General features: G+C 65.9%; 13 protein-coding genes. 11 read left to right on the forward strand and 2 right to left on the reverse strand.

The features are described 5' to 3' along the window. The first annotated feature begins 221 nt into the window (after positions 1-221). Together ACHUEU_RS15590 and ACHUEU_RS15595 are read left to right on the forward strand one after the other, a co-directional pair. Complete coding sequence (locus tag ACHUEU_RS15590; RefSeq protein ID WP_394217018.1) at positions 222-428, forward strand: hypothetical protein; 207 nt, start codon at positions 222-224, stop codon at positions 426-428. Next, positions 415-654 carry a hypothetical protein gene (locus tag ACHUEU_RS15595; protein ID WP_394217019.1) on the forward strand — a complete coding sequence of 80 codons (240 nt, stop codon included), beginning with the start codon at positions 415-417 and terminating at the stop codon, positions 652-654. The genes ACHUEU_RS15590 and ACHUEU_RS15595 overlap by 14 nt, the downstream gene beginning before the upstream one ends. A gap of 45 nt (positions 655-699) precedes the next feature. Here the strand turns inward: ACHUEU_RS15595 and ACHUEU_RS15600 are convergent, their stop codons facing one another. Continuing rightward, complete coding sequence (locus tag ACHUEU_RS15600; RefSeq protein WP_394217020.1) at positions 700-1,248, reverse strand: hypothetical protein; 549 nt, start codon at positions 1,246-1,248, stop codon at positions 700-702. 950 nt (positions 1,249-2,198) lie between these two features. Here ACHUEU_RS15600 and ACHUEU_RS15605 point away from each other — a divergent pair. From ACHUEU_RS15605 to ACHUEU_RS15625, 5 genes are all read left to right on the forward strand, one after another. Continuing rightward, positions 2,199-3,023: a hypothetical protein gene (locus ACHUEU_RS15605; protein ID WP_394217021.1), complete on the forward strand. Its 825-nt coding sequence runs from the start codon at positions 2,199-2,201 to the stop codon at positions 3,021-3,023. Between the two features lie 1,656 nt (positions 3,024-4,679). Beyond that, positions 4,680-7,220 (forward strand): type IV secretory system conjugative DNA transfer family protein, encoded by a 2,541-nt coding sequence (locus ACHUEU_RS15610; RefSeq protein WP_394217022.1) that lies wholly within the window; start codon positions 4,680-4,682, stop codon positions 7,218-7,220. A gap of 6 nt (positions 7,221-7,226) precedes the next feature. After that, positions 7,227-8,609 carry a hypothetical protein gene (locus ACHUEU_RS15615; protein ID WP_394217023.1) on the forward strand — a complete coding sequence of 461 codons (1,383 nt, stop codon included), beginning with the start codon at positions 7,227-7,229 and terminating at the stop codon, positions 8,607-8,609. A 199-nt stretch (positions 8,610-8,808) separates the two neighbouring features. Further along, positions 8,809-9,669, forward strand: coding sequence for a hypothetical protein (locus ACHUEU_RS15620; RefSeq protein ID WP_394217024.1), 861 nt, complete (start codon positions 8,809-8,811; stop codon positions 9,667-9,669). Between the two features lie 274 nt (positions 9,670-9,943). Further along, positions 9,944-10,636: a hypothetical protein gene (locus ACHUEU_RS15625; RefSeq protein ID WP_394217025.1), complete on the forward strand. Its 693-nt coding sequence runs from the start codon at positions 9,944-9,946 to the stop codon at positions 10,634-10,636. A 23-nt stretch (positions 10,637-10,659) separates the two neighbouring features. Here the strand turns inward: ACHUEU_RS15625 and ACHUEU_RS15630 are convergent, their stop codons facing one another. Continuing rightward, entirely contained in the window at positions 10,660-11,766 is a 1,107-nt protein-coding gene (locus tag ACHUEU_RS15630; protein ID WP_394217026.1) for a hypothetical protein, read from the reverse strand. Positions 11,767-11,879: 113 nt separating this feature from the next. On the opposite strand from ACHUEU_RS15630, the gene ACHUEU_RS15635 reads away from it, so the two are divergent. From ACHUEU_RS15635 to ACHUEU_RS15650, 4 genes are read left to right on the forward strand one after another with little or no spacing between them, the layout of a single operon-like run. Continuing rightward, positions 11,880-12,020, forward strand: a complete 141-nt coding sequence (locus ACHUEU_RS15635; RefSeq protein WP_394217027.1) for a hypothetical protein — start codon at positions 11,880-11,882, stop codon at positions 12,018-12,020. Further along, positions 12,017-12,568 (forward strand): nuclease-related domain-containing protein, encoded by a 552-nt coding sequence (locus ACHUEU_RS15640; protein ID WP_394217028.1) that lies wholly within the window; start codon positions 12,017-12,019, stop codon positions 12,566-12,568. The genes ACHUEU_RS15635 and ACHUEU_RS15640 overlap by 4 nt, the downstream gene beginning before the upstream one ends. A 9-nt stretch (positions 12,569-12,577) precedes the next feature. Beyond that, entirely contained in the window at positions 12,578-16,645 is a 4,068-nt protein-coding gene (locus tag ACHUEU_RS15645; protein ID WP_394217029.1) for an FtsK/SpoIIIE domain-containing protein, read from the forward strand. A gap of 38 nt (positions 16,646-16,683) precedes the next feature. After that, a complete protein-coding gene (locus ACHUEU_RS15650; protein ID WP_394217030.1) occupies positions 16,684-18,489 on the forward strand; it encodes a phage tail tip lysozyme in 1,806 nt (601 codons plus the stop codon). The last annotated feature ends 4 nt before the right edge of the window (positions 18,490-18,493 follow it).

The following is an 18,493-nucleotide window of genomic DNA, read 5'->3' on the forward strand; positions in this document are numbered from 1 at the left end:
CAGCACCACCCATCGTGCCGGTCAGGGACCCGTTCCTTCATCCCCGATCCGTGACTACAACGTCATGACCCGCAACAACTAGCCGCACCCCGACTGGTGGGACTGTGCCGTCGTCGCCTCGGACCACCCCAGCTACCCCGCCGGCGGCAACCTGATCTCCGTCTCCGCGGCCGAGCTCGCCCGTGGCCGGAAGATCGACCTACTCGCCCAGGAGGCCAGCGATGACCACCACCCACCAGTCCCCGCAAAGCGAGGAGCGCGTCGACCGCGCCGACGTGCGCGGGCTGATCGAGACCACCCGCGGGTGGGCCTGCGACTGCTACTCCGATAGGGGCTACACCCGTCTCGCCGTGTACTTCTCGCAGCTGAGGATCGTCGCCTGCGACATCACCTTCAGGAGGAGGCACGATCGCGTTGGCGGCCCGTAAGGTGCTGCCGGCGCTGCTCGCCGAGCTCGAGGCGCTCAAGCAGCGGTTGTTGCCCGATCCCGCTCCAGGGTGCTGCTGCGTCGCGTACACCCAGGACGCCGGCGGCGGCCACTTCGAGCACCTGCTCGAGATGCACCCCGCGTGCCCCGAGCACAGCGACGCCCTGTACGACCCACGCGTCAGGATATGGATCCTCCGTGACGACGTCCATGTCACCGCTGGCTGACGGAGCTTCACGGACGCCATGGTCAACCAGCGCTCTTCTGCGCACCTAGTCATATCGTGACCCACGACGGGGCCGGTCCTGGGCCTGGCGGAGGTGCCGAGAGATGGTCGTGTGATGCGGGGGCCGAACGCCGAGCCCCTCGAGCACCCGGATGGTGTCGAGCTTCGAGGTCGGCTCGACCAGGCGAGCCAGCACGACCTGCTCGAACACCTCGTCCTCCAGGACACCGAATCCCAGGCGGGCATACGCGGCCCGCAGAGTCGACCAGAGCACATCGCTCGAGGTCCCCAGCACGTGAACTCCCTGCCCGCACGCGACAGGACCAGCCGCCGGGGGCGTGGAATCCGGAAGCAGCGAGGGCTGCTCCTCCACGGCGCGGGCCAGGGCCGTATCCGCTTCTGCAGCCACTCCGAGGTCGAGCGCTTCCTGCTCACCCTGGAGGATCCCGCGACCACGCTGGACCAACAGTGCGACCTCGACAGGCGTATAGCCGGAACCGAAGTGCTTGATGATCTCGAGCTTCCCGTGACGCTTCTGGACGACCTGGACCGCCGTCGCTCCCGATCCAGTCCTCACCTTCCGCACAAACGCCACCCGCTTAGTATCCCTAATCACCCTCCCCAACCGGCAAACGACCAGGTCACAAGACTGCAACCCCGGCAGCCACGAACCCGTGCATCAAGTCAGGGGCAACTGGATCGACATTCACGGGGTTCTGGGTGAAGGTACTGAGAATCGACACCGGCCTCGCACCCCACGCCGCATACTGCCCACATCCGAACCAGGAACCCAACACCCTGAAGCTCACCCCCATCCAGCGAGAACAGATCTCTGCGCACGCCGCCATCCGCTACCGGGCCGGGGAATCCTGGGCCGAAATTGGGGCCCGCTACGACCTCACGCCCCAATACGTCTACCGCCTCACGACCGCACGCCACGACATCACCTTCCGTCGCTGGGGTCGGCAGCCTTTCGCTGACGTTGACGAGGTCGTCAGACGCAGGGAGGACGGGCAGACCCTCGACCAGATCGCCGAAGAGCTCGGCTGCTCAAGACAGGCGATCCGCACCGCCCTCGAGACTGCTGGGCGCACACCGCCGACCCGCTATCCGCGGCTTGCAGAGAGTCGCACACCCACTGCGGACGAGATCGCTGAACTGCGTGGGCTGTATGAGGCATGCCCGCAGGCGCCACGCGCCCGCGAAGGAGCACGAGCCGTCCGCGGAGTAGAGGGAAGGGTACTGGCCGAGGCATGCCGGTCAGTTGTCGACGACGGCGTACCCATGCAGACTCTCTCGGTCGCGCTCGGTCGTGGGGCAACGTGGCTGCACTGGCTCCTCAGCTGCCACGACCTACGACCCGAGCCGCGGAAGGTTCGAACGACCGCCAGGCGCACACGAGAGTGAGAGATTAAACGGGTAATGCACTTCCTTCCTACGTTCCCATGGACTGTCGCACGCGCCCCGGGGCGTCTCACGGGCCCAGCGTTAGCGAACTCGAGTTGGGATTCGGAGCTGATCCGCCGACTGGGAGAGGATGCAGCCATGAAGCTTCCTCCAGAGAAGGCATACGCGTGCATCGCCAAGCAGCTGCGAGCGGCAGTAGACCTCGTCCAACACGCGCAACCCACCTCAGAGCTCGAGCGGCTGGATTCCCTCTATGCGGACGCTGTGATTCTCCCTTCCTGGTCCATCGGGTCAGCGATGTTGACCGCCCATGACGCGCTCGACACTCTCGCCTTCCTCATCGGAGCTCGCAGGGCGCCATCGCACCGCCGAGCGCATGCGGCCCTTATACGCGAAGCTCTCACCGGGACGCTCACAACTCTCGCCGTCCTGGCCCCAGGCTCGAAGGAAGTCCGTGACGAAGCGGCCCGCATCCTGCTAACACTCGACACGAACAGCTTCCGGCTCGCCGCACGCGACGGTGCTTCCGTGGAAGGCCCCGAAATGGCAGCCGTGAGAAAGACATCCGAAGATGCGAAACCGCGGATCGAGGCCACGCTCGAGCAGCACAAGTTCAAGCCGCCCAGCGGGCAGCGCCTTGGAGCCACAACGCTCACCGACCGAGGCATCGATGTCTTTGCGGCACTGATGGCTGAGAATCTCGCCCCCGAGTGGAGGGATGGGGAAGACCTGCGAACGCGCCTCGTCCCGAACCTGTCCAGCAACGCGACGTGGAGCTGGAACACCACGAGCGGACTCGTCCACGGCTTCTACTGGCCAGAGGAAGTCCTGAAAGAAGGTGACGTCGAAGGGTTCATGCCGGCGGTCTGCAAAGCCGCCGAACTGGCTGCAGCCCTTGCATCCGACGCAGCCAATCTCGATGCCGGCTATTACCAGGAGTCATTGCACGCATTCCACCCCTGACTTTGCGATGATTCAGGCTTGCGTGAGTGGCAGTCGTCGGCTGAGTTGTGGTCGACTGGCCACTGTTGGCCGAGCCCCCTTACGCCAGATTGCCCCAAGCGATAACAGCAAGAGGCCTCGCCCATCGCTCCTTGCTATTCCGGACGAACTCTCGCGCTTCCTAGGCGGACCCAACAAGGCCTGGCTCGCGCGCCTGGGCCTGGACTAAACTCCGCGCATCAATCTCATCCCCTCCCCATGCGCATAGCCCTGCGCTCGACTTGCTGTAGCGGCAGGAGCTGCGAGCGGACAGTCGAATCTCCGTTTCCTTCCAAGCCGTCGCGAGGCAGTCGGGCGTGGGCGACAGCCCGGACGCTGGCGCCAGTCGAACAGTACCGATATGACGAGCCGGGCCGACCCAAACGGAACTGAGGGTCATAAGAAGAGGTCGCTCACGCTTCCCTCCCCTGCCTGCTCGCTCCTGCGTCCTTCCTCGCTGGCGCTCGTCGGTCCTTGGTGCTCGCTGTCCGGTGCGGTCGGTTCGCTCCCTGTCGGGGCTTCGCCCCTTGGTGGTGGTCGTGGTGCCCGGCGGTGTGGTGTCGGTGCGCTGCGCGCGCGTGACGCGGCCGTCGCGCCCACTGGTCGCTGCTCCCGGTACGCAACTCTTGCGCCGTCTGGACGGAGTCCTCGTTGCGGAACCATTGCGTCTCCTGGACGCTGCTCTCTCTACGCTCCCGTCTCGTCATCTGTGCGCTGCGCGCAGCGCTGTCCGTGCATGGTCTTCCCCGGTGCGCTCCTTGAATTCTCGGTCCCTGAGTTCCGCACTGCGTGCGTCGGTACTGGCCTGGGCGTTGCGTCTGCTCGTACTTCGCAACGGACTGCGTCTGCTCACACTTCGTGCCTCGCAACGCTTCGCGTCCGACTACCCGTGCGTCGTACTTCGCAAGGGACTGCGTCCGAATCCTCGAACTTCATGTTTCGCAGCGCTTCGCGTCAACTGCACTTCGTGCTTCGTGAAGCTTCGCGTGTCGTGGTCGTCGCGGTGTCGGGGCGTCCCCGCCCACTTCACGGAGCGTCCATCCCGTCGGAGGGGATCCGGGATCCTCGGATGCACCTGCGGCGTGATCGGATTCCCGCTACGCGGCGCATGCGCTAAGCGCTCGCGGAGTTGCCCCAGACGCAATGTGCGGCGTGGGCGGTGCAGGACGGCATGGACGGGGTCCTCGCGGCACGGCTCAATGCATATGACGCGGCGATCGTTGCGCGAAGCGCACACGCTCCGCTCGCGGAGCGATTGCCGGACGGCGTCCGTTGCGAAGCGCGCAGCGCGAGTTGCCGGGCGCGGTCCGCGATGAGTGCGGAGCGCGAATGGACGCGCAGCGGCCGTCCCCGCCGGATCAGATGACCTCACAAGGAACGCGGAATCGACCACCCCGGAAGGCGAAGACGAAGGAACGCAGGGGTCGATACACGGACGAGGCCATACGACTGGACGCACCACGATTCCCGCGGCGAAGCCGCATCGTGGACACAGCGCGTACTGGGCGGGGACTCGTCCTGGGCGGCGCGGTGGTTTCTTCAAGGCCAGGTGGAGTCCGAAACATGAGATTCGGCGGTCAAGCCTCGAGACGCACTGGTCCGGGCGGGATTCCGAGACTCCTTCGCATATGAGGGGGCATGAGCACTCGAACCGTGATCCGCCGGATGGCCCGAGCATCCGGTGGCCAGAACGGTCCCGAGCTCGTCGCCACCCGAATGCGCTCGTTCGCCTCCTCGCTCAGCCCCCGCACCGCGGCCACATTCCTCGCCGCCATGACCGACGACGGGCTGGAGAATTACCTCATCACCCCGGACACCGACAGCATGAACAAGGCCGCACTCTCCGCTGCACATGCGGTCACCGGTCGCCTCTCTTACGCTGACGAGCTCCCCGATCTGCGCGCCGCCGACCACGTCGGGCATCTGTTCTTCCGTCCTGGTGGGACGCGTGCGTCGACGACCCAGAGCGGCAGGGATCCGTTCTCGATGGCGGCGTCGTTGGCGGACATGCCGGTCGGGTCGTGGGTGGCGATCACGATGCGGGCCCCGCACCGGGGACTACTGCTGCACGAGGACCGACTGTGGGATCGGTGGATCAAGGGACGCATCGTCGGCGGGACTCACCATTCGCTCGAGCCCAACGGCGTGATCGCGCATGTCGCCGCGGCGTCCACGTCCCGCTCGAGTGTCGACTCTCTGCTGCGCCAGGTCACCGGCGACATGCACGGCTTCGACCTCGAGACCCGCACGGTCCGCTTCCCCCGCACCTGGGTCATCGCGCAGCTGATCACTGTCACGCTCGCGATCGTGGCCGCTGGCATCGGCGTGCAGCTCGCCGCACCGAGCATTGCAACGCTCGTGCCGGGCGAGGTCACCGCGTTGATCGCCACCGCGCTGTTCACCCTGGCGATGCTGCCGCTGATCGCGATGGCCGGCTACGTGCAGTGGGGGCGACGGTACGAGAAGCGGTTCCGCACCGGCCGATTCCCGCTGCCGCCCAGGCGCTGGGCACTGCGCACCCGGCCACCGACGCAGGGCAACGATCAGGGCCGGGCCGAGTCCGCGCTGGACTTCCAGAGCGGATCGTCGAAGCGTTCCGGTGACCCGGGCGTCTATCCGTTGAACCGCGGATCGTTCAGGCTCGGGGCGATCCTTCCCGTCGGCGCCCTCGCCCCCGCGTCCGGTTCGGCGTCGGGCACGTCCGAGACCGGTGACCGCAGTGCGCCGGCGTCCCTGCTGCGCCGCATCGGACCGGTCATCGGTCTGGATGCGATCGGCCGGATGGTCCGTCTGTCTGCCCAGGATCTGTGGGCCGGGATCGCGGTGTTCGGCAAGCCGCGTTCCGGCAAGTCCTACCTGCTGCGGTCGTTGTTCGCGTTCCTGCTGATGGACCAGCAACCTCTCCCCCGCAGCGCTGCCACGTCCCCGGAGCAGTCGAGATCGATGCTCGGCGACCAGGGCGCGATCGTCGCGTTCGAGTCGAAGTCCGGACAGGACGCCGCCGAGTACCAGGCATGGGCGACGAGCCTCGGCAAGCGCAAGGTCCATGTGTTCGACCTGGCCGACCCCGATGGTGCTCGCATCGACATGTTCTCCGGCGGAGACGGCATCCTCGACAGCGCCGCGAAGTTCGTGGAGAAGATGATCTACCACTGGGGCAGCGACTCCATCGGCGCAGCCTCCGCGAAGACGCTCCGTGGAGTGTTCACCACCGCGCTTGGTGTCCCGACCGATGTCCTGGATGACGCGATCACGACGCATCCGGAGGCACCGACCCCGGCTCCACTCGCGACCCCGATGTCGATCGGCCACGCGCTGCTCGGCGGGTACGGCGACGAGTTCGGTGTGCACCTGGCCGAGACGATCCGTCGCCGACTCGCCGACGTGAAAGCGCACCGCGCAGACGGTGACCAGAAGGCACTCGAGATCGCGGTCGGTGGGCTATCGGAGCTCTATGGCGCCAGCGTGAAGCCGACCAGTCGCGCCGCGTTGCAGAAGGCCCCGTCCTCGAAGGTTGAGGTGCTGATGCTCGCTCCACACTGGTGGCGCGGAACTGGGCGCGTCACCACTATCGAAGAGATCCTGCGCCGGCACCTGCGAGTGGTGATCAACTCGGGAGCGACCTCCACCCGCACCGGCGCCAGCCGCGACAACCTCCGCCTGCCGGCCGCTGTCGGCAACGCGCTCAGCGGCATGCTCCTGTACTCGCTGAAGGAAGCGATCCAGGACGTGTGCGCCGGGTGGGAGGAGCAAGGGCGGTACGTGGCGATCATCTGTGATGAGCTCGCCCGAGTCGCAACGAACTCCCCCGAGGTCATCGAGTGGACGCGCATGCAGGGCCGGTCCTTCGGCGTCATCCCGATCTATGCCACCCAGGAACCCGACCAGCTGCCCGACGCCGTCCGACGCACCATGTTCTCCCTGTCGACGGTCATCTCCTACGCCCAGGAGAATTCGGATGTCGCCACCCAGATCGCGAAGGACTTCACCGGTGGCGCGAGCGAAGGCTTCGAAGTCGTCCACCCCAAGGAGGTGATGGATCTGCCGCGGTACATGACTCTCGTGCGCACCGTCGTGGAGCAGCAGCGCCAGAACGTGTTCACCGCGAAGGTCCACCCCTTCGAGGATGACCGCGACTCCTTCCGCGACGTGGTCTACCCGGCCGAGTCGGAGACCTGAGCCGCCATGAGCACCCGGACCCTCACCGACGTACCCGGGCGGATCGCGTCGGATCCGTTCCGTGCCGCGCAGCGTGCGGACCCGTACTGGGAGGGGATGTTCGCGACCGGCAGTTCCGATGGCTGGGTCAGCGCCTCTCAACACCGCCGCGCTCCCGCATCCCAGATGCGATGGTCCGGCATCCCGCCCCGCTACGTCACCAGTGCCGCTGATGCGCTCAAGAAGATGCGCACCAATCGTCACCGCCCCTCAATTCTCGCCGCGCTCGGCGCCGTGTCCTCCTGGCGCACCGTCACGCGGGAGCAGCTCGCGTGCATCGCCGGGTCTCGCGTCATGGGGAACACCTACCCGGCCGCGCTGTCGGCACCGTTCAGTGCTGGCCTGCTCGCCCACGGCTACGTCTCGGCGGGCATGAATCGCCTCGCCCCCGCCGCCCAGCGGATGAGCATGTGGACCGTCGGCGACCAGATCGACACCTACGCCCAATACCGCAAGTCCCTCACCTTCGCCGAGCACATCGCCATCACCGGCGGCCAGGACTGGAACAGCGAACACCGCTTCGACCGCCACAACGTCCTCACCACCGAACTCGCACTGCGGGTCGCGGAGTTCTGCGACGTCGCCACGGTGCTCGGCGAGAAGCAGGTCTCGTTGCCCTCGATGCTCGCGGCATCGGGGCTACAGGCGCAGCAGGCGGACCTGGGGCGTCGAGCGGATGCGGGGATCGTGCGCCGCGACGGCCTCGTGATCGCGCTCGAGACCACCGCCTCGGTCGGCGAGGCGTTCCGTCGCAAGATCGCCAAATGGGCGCAGATCCTCCAACGCCATCCAACCTACGAGCTCCCCCTGGTGGTGCTCGTCGTGGACGTGTCGACCCCGTCGCAGGCGACCAGTGCCACCGCGAAGAACACCGCCAACGCCGAGATCCAAGCCGCGATCCGGGAAGCAGTGCGCGACTACCCCGGGACCGCACTGAACAGGACGGCCTCGAGGCTCGGGATGGTGTCGTGGACGGAGTGGTTCCCCGGCCCACACCAGGCCTCGGACTCCTTCGAGGGACTTGCCGCTTCGTTCCTCTCCCGCGGCGCTGACGGCAACGCAGAGGGTTGGCGGCCCGTGCGTCTGCTGGACGAGGATGAGCTGCCGTATCGGGAGGGTTTAGCCTCTGCCGGCGAGACGATCGCGATGAATGCACGGCTGCTCGCCGGCACCCCGTACTGGCTGCGCCCCGGCACCGTGCCACGCACCGACCAATACCTGCTGACCCACGTCGACTCTGACGGGATCGATGCGCTGATGGGGCCAGCGGTCCCCGACCGGATGACCGGCCCGGGGTTCACTCAGCAGGTCGCCGGCCGGAAGTGGCGGCACCTGGTTTCGGTAGAATAATTAGCGCGTTGCGCAAAGCATCCGAGTACCTCGTCCGTCTCATCCCCAGTCCCGTGCCAAGCAGAACGCATGACTAAACAGCCCGCTCCACCGCGCACGCACGGGCGGGTTCTACTGGAGCGAGCCCGACACGCTACCAGCTAGTACGATTCCACTAAGACTCTAGCAAAAGGCACCGCCAGGGGTAAGCTCTGGGTGCATGACGAAGCCAGGATTAGATCAGCCGGACCAGAGAGCATCGGTGCGTCACGCGGGCGACGCAAAGCCCCCCACATCAATGTTGACAAAGATACTCAAGGGAATCGTCGCTGTAGCAACTTTTCTAGCAATCGTGCCGGGACTTCTTGCATTCTTCATCGGCGATCCGAGCCCCTTCGCGCAAGTGAAGGTCGTCTTCACTGGTGCCCCCGTCGAAAAGTACTTTACTAATGATCCACTGCAAGCTCCAGAAGCACAGTCCACCTCGGACAATCTCCTGGGCGTAACCGCCGGCATGGCCGTTGACGACATTGTCGACCACTTCGGCGGTAAGAGTGAAGTAACGGTCCTCTATCCCACGGACGGCGACGGTTGGCGCAAGGTCAGCTTCGTCCGTGATGGCGTGACATTAAATGTCATTGAGAATCTTGCAAGCGGGAGCACCACTCTGGAAAGCCTGTCGCTAACTGGGTACGACCATGAGAACTATTCGCCACCCGACGAGGGGCGCATCTACGCGTCGCTCCCTGGAGGGCTGCTGCTCGGCCACTCGACCACGTTAGATGCCATGACGCTAGATGTCGACGGCAGGGAGATGTCTGCTTACGGTGCTATGTTCGAGACTGCCGAGTGGACTGAAGTTGTGTCGACCGAATCCTCCGGGGACGGGGCGAAGCACCTCGTCGTTTACAGGGTCGACCACGGAGAGTGGGGGTCGTCGACGGCCAACGTCTCCGCATACGACCCACCGGCGCTAACCGGGCGCGCCTGTGAAGACCTTATTTCAAAGGTCTATTTCGGGGACGAGACATGGGAGCCATTCACCGAATCATCATTTGTGATCGGAGATGCCTGCCAGTAAGCCGAATCGACCCTGATTCGCCTCGAACGTAACGTCGCGATGAAGGCCACAACCCGATAGATTTGTCGCCATATGATATTCAGGCAGATTCACCGTGAGCCCCGGGAGCTGAGAAACGCGGTAATGAAAATATTCGGGCGTCAGTTTCGATCGCGAGGAATGTTGGCACCTAGGAACGATTAAATTGAACCTTACCGGACGTGACGGGACCGCACCCGCCCACGTCCCCAGGTGACGACATCACCAATAGGATGAAGGGGCCGACGCTATGCCTGTGAGGCGGAAGAAGGACACTGGCGAGCGGGGCAGCGGAGGTGAGTTCGGATCGATCGCCCGAAGCGAGGCCGAGGTCGATCTCGAGCCGACCATCGGGAGCATCGAATGCTCAGCGAAGATCGACGACTCCGTAACCATCAGCCCCTCGGCGACGGTCCGGCACATGGTGTGGATCCAAGAGGACGTCACGATTGGTGACGGCGTAAAAATGGGCCACCACTCGTTCGCCGGCGCCGGGGCACGACTCGATGCCGGCGTTCAGGTGGGCTCGCTTGCGAAGGTCGGCGGCGGCTCGCAAGTCGGCTCAGGCCTTCAGATCGCACCGAGGACGTCTATCTCCACGCGGGCGCGGATCGGAGAGCGGACGAAGATCTCCGCTGGAGCGAACATTGGCTCTGATACTGAGATCGGGCCTGACGTCTACATCGGCCGCCACACCCACGTCACCGGGCGCTCCACCATCGGGCAAGGGACAGTGATGAAGACACTCTCTTCTGTCGGCCAGGCGAGCACCCTCGGCCGCGACGTCGTTCTCGGCGAGGACGCACTGGTCGGCTACCGCAGCACTATCGGCGACAAGGTGCAGGTCGACCCTGGAATCATGATCCTGCCCGACTCGCGCATCGCCGCCGGTGAGCACGTCACCCTCGACCATCCGCGCGCGGCGTCGAAGCCGACGCCGGAGGGCTGACCGACCAGGTGTCGGCATACCGATCAGCAATCCCACTCACCTACTTGGTCACCCATCAGGCGGGCAGCTCTTATTCGGCGGATCGAGGACGGATGGACAGCGACTTCTTTGGACGCTGTCGGTGCGGCAGGGCCGTACCCAGGGAACTGCAGCACCGATGCCTTGTCCAGAGGCCGCCAGGTACCACCGTGCTGAATGATGAGCGATGGATCTGCTCGACGCTCAATCCACAAGTCTCGGACGGCTTGAACGACGGCTACGGCCAGCGAACTTACAGAGTCCCTCAGCCCGTCGAAGATCGACTGAGGAGCAGGCTTTAGGAACATGGCCTCGAGCCCGTTCCTGGAGGCTCCAAGCATCGCTTCGATGTCCGCCCAATCTGGCTGGGCGTGCAGCGGCGATATCGTTCCTGCGGGTCGTTTCTTATCGACGATCATTGCGTGAAAATTCATCCGTGGCGCCCGATGAACGTACGAGTTTCTCGACATCAGCAACCATTCAAGCCAGTCCTCAGGACCGTGGTCCTCTGACGATGCGACGATCTCAAGCAGGGCGTTCTGGCGATCCCTCCCAGGCGTCCCGACGTCTGCGAAGACTCCCTGACGTATGCCTTGAGAGACACCGCTCCTGGGTGCTCTCGCTGCGAGCTTGGATAGTTCTCCCCAATCCGTGCGGAGAACATCGACCTTGACCCCGGCGACTACGAGAACAACTGCTGCAAGGCGATCTAGTACTTGCGCGAGGCTGACGAGAGCTTGCCCGGCCCAAATCTTCTGAATATCCTCCCTTCGTAGTTCCGACTCGGTCGAACCTCCCAGCGCCGCAATCCGTTCATCAAAACTGCTTGCTCGCCCAGCAATCTTGCGTGCTCTTGTAGCCCTGGCAAAGTTGAGGCCGTGCTCCGTTCTCCGGTGCTCCTCGATCGCAAGGGATGCCTCCTTTAGCGAATCCGCGACGCCTGTGCAGGAGGCGAGCAGATACTCGCCGAGCTGTGCGGAGACTTTCCACCCGACGTGGCCGTTCCACCACCCGATCCCGCCAGCCTCTTCGTCGAGGTCAGCTGAGATTTCAGTGTTCAGCTCGTCCAGCAACCTGGTAGCGGGTTCGACGGGTCTGCTGTAGTCGCTCATCCATCGATCCTGCCACGTAGAGCTACCCACAGAATCTTCCGACTCCACAGGTCCTGCGACGTCCTCTTCCCGCCCACTGGTCGACTCGACGACGACTGCAGAGGGTGGGCGACATGGAACTAGGACGTGGACCGCGATACGAGAAGGACTCCGACGACCTCGCGAGCTCCCTCAGCCACGGAGCGGTGAAGGTCGGGCTGTTCGTGCTGGTGGCTTTCTTCGTCCTGTCCCTGCTGGTCGGGGTGCTCTCGTGAGCGGATCCGTCTTCGGCATCGCGGGAGGGTCTGTCGAGGAGCTTGGCACTGACGCGGCAAGGGCCGGGCGCGTGGGCGAGGAGAGCACTGGACGAGTGCTGGACATGATTGCCGTGGAGTCCCGCCGCGATGTGTGGCATGACTTGGATGTTCCTGCCCGCGGGATTGCTGCGAACATCGACCACATCGTCACCGGCGGCACGGTCGTCCTGATCGTCGACTCGAAGCGCTGGCGGCCCGGCTTCTACTGGACGCTCGAGAACACCTCGTACCGGTGGCTGTCGAAGGTGGAGCACGCCGACCGTCGCACGATGGCGATGATCCAGCAACGCATCAGCGCCCACATCCCCCGCGCGCTGGTCCGCCGACCGCTCGTGTCCATCGAAGCCTCTCGCCCCGGGACCCTGAACGTGACCTTCTTGCACGTCCCTGGTGCCGATGCGATCCGGACCAGTGCCCTCCCTCGCCGGGTCCGGGCGCTGGTGCCTGATGAGCCGACCGATCCGGATCTCGTCGCGGCCCTGTATCCCCTGCTTCGCACCAGATGAGGAGGATCCATGGCTCAGAAGTACGACAAGCCCGCCCTGAACTTGACCCTCCCCCTGGTGGTCCTGACTCTGCTGCTCGCCGGTGCTGCGGTGCTGGTCGGACTGCCTGTGGGGTGGGTGCTGTTCACTGGGGTGCTGGCCGTCGCGTGCCTGCATCCAGCGCCGATGCTCACGGGACCGAAGGAAACGCCCGCCAACCCACGGGAGGAGCACCTGGTCCGCCGGCACCGGTCGTGGCTGGACACACGTACGTCGCTGTTCTTCGGGAACGTGTGGGGCTGGGAATCGTTCTGGCCCGGGATCCCTCCTCGCCTCTCGTTCATCGCCTCGGCCGCGACCGGTGCTCTCGTGGGGACTCTCCCTCTGTCCGGTCAGTTCCCGACCGTGGTGTTCGAGCGCGTCGGGGCTCTGGTCGGTGCGGGGGCAATGGTCGTAGAGATGCCGTGGTGGGTCGCGGTGAGTTCGGGGCTGCTGACCCATCACGTGATCGTCTCGCTGCTGGCCCGCCGACGCAGGCTCCGGGAACAGCCGGTCGTTGCCGCCGGCCCCGCGGTGCTCCGGGAGCTGTGGAACTCACGCGCACGTCCGCTCGTGCTCGCCGCCCCCATACTCGCAGCGCTCGGTGCGTGGGCAGCGGCGACCGGGCTGGCGATGGCGGGGCAGGAGTCGTCGATCTGGCAGACGGTCGGGATGGCCGCTGCGGCGGTGCTCGCCGTCGTCGCGATCCTCGGCGGGCCGATCTCGCGTGTCTGTCTGGAGCGGTGGCGGCGCCTGCAGGAGGCTAACGAGGAGTGGGGGCCGCGGTTCGCCGAGCTGTTCACCGAGAAGGAAGGCCGGCCGCGGCTCGTGGACCGGACCATCGCGCCGTGCGGGGCCATCGTCGACGTGATGGACGCGCCGCCGAAGCTCATGGCCGCCGGGCTGCAGGAGCGCGCGGACGCGATCTCGGCGTTCTACGGAGACCCGTCCACGCGGATCGATGTGCTCTCCAGCCCGAACCTCGACGCAGCGAGACAGCCAATCCCGGGCACCGCGCACCAGCTGCGAGTACGGGTCGTCCAGTGGCCGGAAGGGTCCTTCCCGAACCTGCTGGACCCCGACGTCGACCCGTACTCGCGTGATCTGGCCCTGGAATCAGCCCTCGCCCGGGCGCTGGACGGGATCGGCGTGAACCGCATGGCACTAGTCGAGGCCGTGCAGGTCGCCGACCTGCCCACGAAGACAGATCCGCGCCTGGCCGAGCTCGCCGAGAAGCGCGACCGCCGCATCCGCCGGCAGATCGAGAAGCTCGGCGACGAGGCACCGGACGAGGTCGCCCGCCTGGAGAAGTCCCTGACCGAACCCGTCGAGCTCTCGCGGTCCTCCCGTGCCGCCGCGCTCTGGCGGTGGTTTCGGGGCACGGCGGCACCGGCACCAGTGACCCCCGAGAACTCCCCATTGGCGATCTGGAAGACGAGCTGGGCGATGCCGGGCATTCCCACTCCCCCGTGGCACACGATCCAGTCCGAGTACGCGACCATCGCCGCCGCCTGCTCCACCGTGATCGAGGGCGAATCGGTCGACGTCGATGTCGTGGTCGATCGGCGCAGCGGCTACGTCCTCGTCGGTGACCCCCTCTCCGACGGGGCGCGGTACGCGGAGGACTCGGGCCTGACTGTGGACCATGTCCAGAACGTGCAGGCGGAGATCGAGTGGGAGAAGCACTGGGAGCAGACCCTTCCCCAGGGAGCGCAGCCGCCGACGACCCGGTTCGAGATCACCCGAGACGCTGAGTTGACACAGCGGTTCTCCCGCGACGGTCTCGTGCTGCATGAGCAGCTGTTCGCCACCAAGACCGGCCTGGATGCGGGCGAGACGTACATCGACCCGCGCGGCAAGGACTTCGAGAAGGGGATGCGCACCTCGATCACCGGCGCGCAGATGGTCTCGATCGTTGGCTGGCCCAGCGAGAAGGAAGGCCCCGGCTCCCGCCACCCGCACCTGTTCCTGGTCCGCTGGACCACCGACCCCGTACCGACCACCCCACAGGACATCGCCCCGGCACAGCACGCGACCCCCGTCGCCACCAGTGGCTCCGCATGGGTGCTGGCGCACCTGATCAACAGCGCTTTCCGCGCACCTGCCGTGAAGCTGCCCAAGCCCGAGCTCGTCGAGATCGAGCCACTGACGCTCCCGGCGAGCTCGAAGCACGCCTGGAAGGTCACGCTCCGCCTGCACGGGGGGACGACCCTGGTCGACGTGCGGAAGAAGGCCGACGCGATCCGTTCCCAGCTCGCCTGCCCCTGGATGCGCCTGTCCAGTCCGCGCGACGGCGAAGTCACCCTGTACATCGGTGACCCGGGGCCCGGGGCGAAGCTGCGTCGCGGCGCCGAGGTCGAGGTGCGACGGGTCGACTTCGACCAGGCATTCGTCGACTCGAACATCACGAACCTCTCCGGCACCGTCCCCACCCTGACGAAGCTCGAGACCCTCGCGACGAACGACCAGGTGGAGGTGCTGGACTTCGACCTGCCCGCCGGCGTGGATATCAACAAGGCCAAGGGCAACCGGGAGAAGCTGCGCTCAAACCTGAACGTGGAATTCCTCAACGTGCGCCGCCACGGAGCCTCCGGGATCCAACTGTTCATGGCAGAGCACGACCCCCTGCCCGAACGCGTCGGAATCCCCTTCGACCGACTCGGCGACACCCCGGCTGCCTTCGGGGTAAGTGCGCTCGGTGAGCCGACCCTCTTTGACCCGCTCGAGAACCCCCACCTCCTCGTACTGGGAGGAACCGGGGCCGGCAAGTCCGCCGCCATCAGCACCATGCTCTTCGACCTGATCCGCTGCGGATATTTGCCCGTCGTCATCGACCCGACCAAGGGCGGGTATGACTTCCTGTTCGCCAAGGACTGGGCTCTCGCCCCGTTCGCCGCCGACGTCTACCAGGCCGCGTCGACCATGAAGGCCCTCTACGGCGAGCTCGAGCGGCGCAAGGCTCTGAACGGCAAGTACGGCGTGGTGAACATCGACAAGCTGCCCGAGGACGCGCGCCCGCCGCATCTGATCGTGGTGGTCGATGAGTTCACGTCCCTGATCGGGAAGTCGTCGGTGCCGCCGAAGTCCGATGATCCGGCCGCCGACCATGCTCGGCTCGAGGCAGAAGCCGAGAACAACGCCCGAGCGATCATCGGGAACATCGTCGGCAAACTCGGCCGGGAGGCGCGCTCCGTCGGGATCCACCTACTGCTGGGCACCCAGAAGCTGAGCTCGAAGACCCTCGACACCATGCCAGGCGGGGCCGACATAAAAACGAACCTCGCCAGGATGGGGCTGGGGAACATGACCCAGGGCGACCGGATGAGCGCGTTCCGGAACCCCATGGAGGCCGACACCATCGCCGCACCCCGGGTCGGTCGGGGCCTGTTCGAGCCACTGACCGCCCCGCACCCGCGCCTCATGCAGGTCTGGTACGAGGAGAACGCCACCCTCCACGAGAAGTTGCTGGAGCACGACATCCCCCGCCCAGTCCCGGAGCAGCTGCTGGACCCGTCGGATCCGCGCTACGTGGTCGCGCCGCTGGAGGACTTCGTCGACGTGGTCGAAGAAACCATCACCGAAGCGGAGGCGCCGGCGGTGGAGGAGCTCGACCTGAACATCAGCTTCGACCTCGGCTCCCTGCTCGGAGACACCAGCCCCGGTCCCGATCCCGATGATGCGCCTGCCGGCCGGAGCGTGGCCCTGTCCGAGCTCAAGGCGAACAGCCACTTCGAACTCCTCGAAGCCCTGCAGACCGTGATCGAGCAGGAGTCTGTTACGGAGATCGTCGTGGACGTCGAGGGATTGGACGCCGAATCCGAGGTCGGCGCCACCTACCGGGAGCTGATCACAGAGCTCGCTGTTGACGTGGGAGCCGAATTGCACGAGCCGGTCAACCCTGGACACGACGTCCAGACGGAAGACCCGCCCGAGATCGCGCCGGACCCGGTCGACGCACCCGATACGCCACCAGCACCAGTCGCCGACACATCGGACGATGAGGATGACGGGTTCGACTTCACCTTCGACGCGCCACCGATGGTCCGCGGCGGAATCTGACCACGCCCCGCCCACTGGGGCGGCCGAGGAGGTCACCCATGGCGGAACAGCCCGAGACACACGGTCCCGACACCGGGGACACTCCCCTGCCCGAGGACAACTCGCTGGACGCACCGGGAAGCGGTGACCTCGGCTCCGGCACCGACGGTGGCGCGGCCGCGACAGCTGCATCGGCGGGCAAGGCGCTGGCACAGAGAGGCGCCGAGGTCGGCGTGAAGAAGGCGACCGGGTCCGACGTCGCCGTCAGCGCCGTGCGGGGAGCGAAGAAAGCGCGCAGCGGCGACATGGTCGGCGGGGCCCAGGACGTCGCCGCCTCCGGAGCAGGAGCACTGACCACCGCAGCCATCGGCGCCACTGGGGCTGGAGCGCCCATCGCAGGGGTCGCCGGGTCGGCCGTCACGACCCTCTTCCAGACCAAGGCCTTCCGCTACCTCATCACCGGGCTCGCGGCGCTCGTCGTCGCCTGCCTTGTGTTGCAGACCGTGATCATCTCCGGGGTGACAGCCGCCATCGTCAGCGCTGTCCTGCCCGCCGTCAGCCAAGCAGCCACCGACTCCCAGACGTGTAGCGATAGTGGTGGCGGGGGCGCTGGTGCTCCGAGGGAGGTCGTCGGCGGGGACATCGAGCAGAAGGCGTGGAACTACCTCCGCGGCGCCGGATACAGCGAAGAACAGACCGCCGGGGTGATGGGAAACATCGAGCGCGAGAGCGGCTTCAACCCGTTCATCGCCCAGGGCAGCGCCAGTACCCCGTCCGTTAATTCCGGGTGGGGGTTGGTGCAGTGGACCGGCAGCCGCCACGCCGAGATCCGCGACGCCGTGATCGACGAGCTCGGCACTAAGTACTACATCGCCGCCCCGAGCATGCAACAGCTTCCCGCCACGATGTCCGAGGAAGACGTCGATGCGATAGTGCTGTTCCAGCTGCGGTACATCATCGGCGAGCTCGAGGGCGTGGAGAAGGCGGCCGGTGACCATCTCGCTTCGACAACCACCGTGGAGGATGCAACGCGATCATTCGAGGCGAAGTACGAGCGATCCGGTGTCATGGCGATCGACGAACGCATCGTCAACGCCCAAGCGTTCTACGACCAGTACTCCGGCACTGCCACCCCTGAACCCGGCGGCACAGCACGCGACGACGCTACCGACGCCACGGGCACCACTCCAGCCGATGTCGCGGACGCCGCGTGGTCCGACTGCACCGGCTCCACGATCAGTCCGGGATCTGAGACCGGCTCCGTCACTCCTTGCCCCAGCAGCGCGCCCGGCTGCGTGAACATCACCGCGCTGACCCAACCGTCGGCCTCACTGTCCTGCCCACCGGGCACCACGGACAGCGGCACCTCCACCGCCTACTACCGAGGGCAAGGTAAGCCGATCCGCCTATGCGCCCTCGACAGCGTCACGGATCTCAACGGTCGCCCGATTGTCATGAACGCGACCATTGCCCCCGCGTTCGTGAAGTTCTGGACCGAGGCAGAAGCACATGGCCTCGAGCTGACGATCACGTCGTCCTATCGGTCCCATGCCAAACAGCAGTCGCTATACGCGAACTCTCCCGGCGGTGCTGCCCGACCCGGATGGTCGAACCATGAATTCGGGATGGCCTTCGACATCGGCAGCTTCCCCACCTCCTACTCCCGCCACAACTGCGGAACCACCCAGACCCCCGAACGCGCCTGCTCCTACCCGGGAACCGGCGCTGACCTGGAACGGTGGAAGCAGCTCCGAGAGCTCGGGTTGAAGCACGGCATGTACATCCACGACGAAGAGTTCTGGCACATCGAGTTCATCCCCTCCGGCCTCCACCGCGGCCGCAACATCGACGTCTACAAAGGGTGACCAG

The organism is Brachybacterium vulturis (assembly GCF_043641765.1).
GTDB lineage: Bacteria > Actinomycetota > Actinomycetes > Actinomycetales > Dermabacteraceae > Brachybacterium > Brachybacterium vulturis_A.